4 protein-coding genes are annotated in these 2,837 nt (G+C 34.3%); all 4 read left to right on the top strand.

Annotation, left to right across the window (positions count from 1 at the left end):
• Positions 1 to 128, top strand: a 128-nt coding sequence (locus tag ACZQCL_RS08340) for a ribosome recycling factor (protein WP_482482752.1), incomplete at its 5' end; no start/stop codon positions are given.
• 40 nt (positions 129 to 168) lie between these two features.
• Positions 169 to 861 (top strand): undecaprenyl pyrophosphate synthase, encoded by a 693-nt coding sequence (gene uppS / locus ACZQCL_RS08335; protein ID WP_227994033.1) that lies wholly within the window; start codon positions 169 to 171, stop codon positions 859 to 861.
• Positions 858 to 1,625: a phosphatidate cytidylyltransferase gene (locus ACZQCL_RS08330; protein WP_443668976.1), complete on the top strand. Its 768-nt coding sequence runs from the start codon at positions 858 to 860 to the stop codon at positions 1,623 to 1,625. Before uppS ends, ACZQCL_RS08330 begins: the two co-directional genes overlap by 4 nt.
• 12 nt (positions 1,626 to 1,637) lie before the next feature.
• A complete protein-coding gene (rseP, locus tag ACZQCL_RS08325; RefSeq protein WP_227994035.1) occupies positions 1,638 to 2,711 on the top strand; it encodes an RIP metalloprotease RseP in 1,074 nt (357 codons plus the stop codon).
• The last annotated feature ends 126 nt before the right edge of the window (positions 2,712 to 2,837 follow it).

Raw genomic sequence — 2,837 nt, 5'->3', positions numbered from 1 at the left:
AAGATAAAGAACTTCCAGAAGACGAACAAAAACAAACATTAGAAGAATCACAAAAATTAACAGATAAATACATTAAAGATGTTGATTCAATTTGTGAAGCAAAGAAAAAAGAAATATTAAATGTCTAAGTCCAAACTTGATTTGGACTTTTTTAAAAAGGAGGTTTTTATGGCACCAAAAACAGTAGCTATAATTATGGATGGTAATGGTCGTTGGGCCAAAAAAAGAGGCTTACCAAGAACGGCAGGACACAAAAAGGGTGCGGATACAATTCGTACTGTGGCCTTAGCTGCACAAGATATGGGAATTCAAAAATTGATTCTATATGCTTTTTCAACAGAAAACTGGAAAAGACCAGAAGATGAAGTTTCCTATTTATGTAAATTACCAGGACTATTCTTTAATAAATTTATTAATGAATTGATGGAAAAGAACATTCGTGTAACTTTTGCCGGTGAATTAGAAAAATTCCCACAAGCAACACAAAATGTAATTAATAAGGCTGTAAATATGACTAAGGATAATACTGGATTAGAATTATGTTTAGCCATTAATTACGGTTCGAGAAGAGAAATGTTACTTGGTATGAAAAAATATGCGGATGAGGTTGCTCAAGGTAAACGTGAAAACAATTTAACTGAGGAAGAGTTCTCAAAATATTTATTTGTACCAGAAGATATTGATTTGATGATTCGTACAAGTGGAGAACTTCGTATTTCGAATTATTTGTTGTGGCAACTCGCCTATGCGGAACTGATTTTTACACCAGTCGCATGGCCTGATTTTGATGAAAAAGCATTAAAAGATTGTCTAGACGAATTTGCTTCAAGAGATCGCAGATTTGGAGGCTTAACTTCATGAAACAAAGAATAATTACCGCTATTGGTATCATTCTTGTTGTAGCACTACCAGTAGCTCTTGGAGGATATTGGTTAGAAGCTCTTGCCTTATTTATTGTTTGTGCAGGAGCATATGAATGGATGCATATTCAGCCAGATTTTAAAAGCTGGCCTAAATATGTTCTTCCACTCAGTGCTTTAGCTGTCATTTTAACAAGAGTTTTACCGGATAAATACTTTTTCGTTGTGATGACACTGATTGTTGTATTCTTATGGAGTCTTGTTGTTTTTGTTGAAAACTTCTCAATCATAGATGCCTTTGTGTGTATTTCATACGTTACAATTTTCTCCCTTGTTTATGATGCGGTAGGACAAATCGCAAACGTACATCAGTATCTATGGACGATTGTTTTTGCTACATACGGAAGTGATACAGGAGCCTATTTTGTGGGTCGAGCTATTGGAAAGCACAAAATGAATCCTAGAATCTCACCTAAAAAGAGTTGGGAAGGTTTTGCAGGAGGAATTGTATTTGGTTTTGTATTAAGTTTTGTGGTTAGTTTTAGCTACGTATCAAACTTAAACCCAGTTTTAAATACATTCTTATGTTTAGTATGTCCGGCTACTGCAGAACTTGGAGATTTGTGTTTTAGTGCTATTAAACGTCATTTTGCTGTAAAAGACTTCTCTAATCTTTTACCAGGGCATGGTGGTGTTTTAGATCGTGTAGATTCACTATTATTAAATATCATGGTATTTAGTGTTTTATATACAATCATTCTCTAAGGGGGGATTTGAATGGATTTTATTATTGGTATAATAGCATTTGTCGTGATGCTAAGCGTGATTGTCATTTTACATGAGTTAGGACATTTTTTAGTTGCTAAACATTTTGGGGTTTACTGTAAAGAATTTTCTATCGGTATGGGACCATGTCTTTATCAAAAACAAGGAAAAGAGACTGCTTTTTCAATTCGCGCCATTCCTTTTGGCGGCTATGTAATGATGGCTGGTGAAGAAGATGGCTCACAAAGTGAGGAAGACAGCTGGCTAAAGGATGTTCCAGAAAATAGACGCTTAAACGGTATTGAAAAATGGAAACAAGTCTGCATCATGATTGCTGGTATTGTGATGAATATTTTATTGGCATGGATCATATATATGGGTGTGGCCTTAGCCCAAGGCTATGTAGTAGAAGACGCAAAACCAGTTGTCTATGCAGTCGAAGAGGATTCTGTGGCACAAAAAGCAGGCCTAGAAAAAAATGATCACATCGTTAAAGTTCAAAGTGAAGATGGAAACAGTATTCAGCCTAAAACACAATATGAAATTTTAGAGTTTATTCAATATCATCATGATACATTGACCTTAACTGTAAAGCGTGATGGCACAACATTTGAAACTACACTAACTCCATCTTATGATAAAGATATGGAAGGCTATACACTTGGCTATAAGGCGATTGCATATGCGAAGAAGATTCCTTGGTATCAATCTTTATGGGTTGGCTGTCAAAATACCTGGGATAGTGCAACAACTATATTTAAATCTTTGAATATGATCATTCATGGACAGGGATTAGAAAACTTATCAGGTCCCGTTGGCATTTTAAATGTCACTAGCAAATCTGTACAATATGGATTGGACATGTATTTTAGTTTGTTTGCGATGATTTCATTAAATATTGGAATCTTTAATGCTATTCCCATTCCAGCACTTGATGGGGGAAGAATCTTGATTTTATTGATTGAAAAACTAATTGGACGAAAAGTTTCTACAAAAGTAGTAGAAAATATCATCATGGCAAGTTTTGTACTCTTGATGTTGCTGTTTTTATACGCAACATATAATGATATTGTACGATTGTTTTAAAAAAAGAACCTATATTTTGGAAAATCCAAGATATAGGTTCTTTTCTACATAAAATATAGGATAGCTAATAAGTGACAAATACTAGCTAAAATGATGAAGATATGCCATACAAAATGAAAATATCTT

Source organism: Holdemanella sp., from assembly GCF_056804935.1.
This window is presented reverse-complemented; position numbering and strand designations above follow the sequence as displayed.

Coding starts and splice junctions, on each gene's coding strand:
- uppS (WP_227994033.1), top strand. CDS start 169: ATGGCACCAAAAACAGTAGCTATAATTATGGATGGTAATGGTCGTTGG.
- ACZQCL_RS08330 (WP_443668976.1), top strand. CDS start 858: ATGAAACAAAGAATAATTACCGCTATTGGTATCATTCTTGTTGTAGCA.
- rseP (WP_227994035.1), top strand. CDS start 1,638: ATGGATTTTATTATTGGTATAATAGCATTTGTCGTGATGCTAAGCGTG.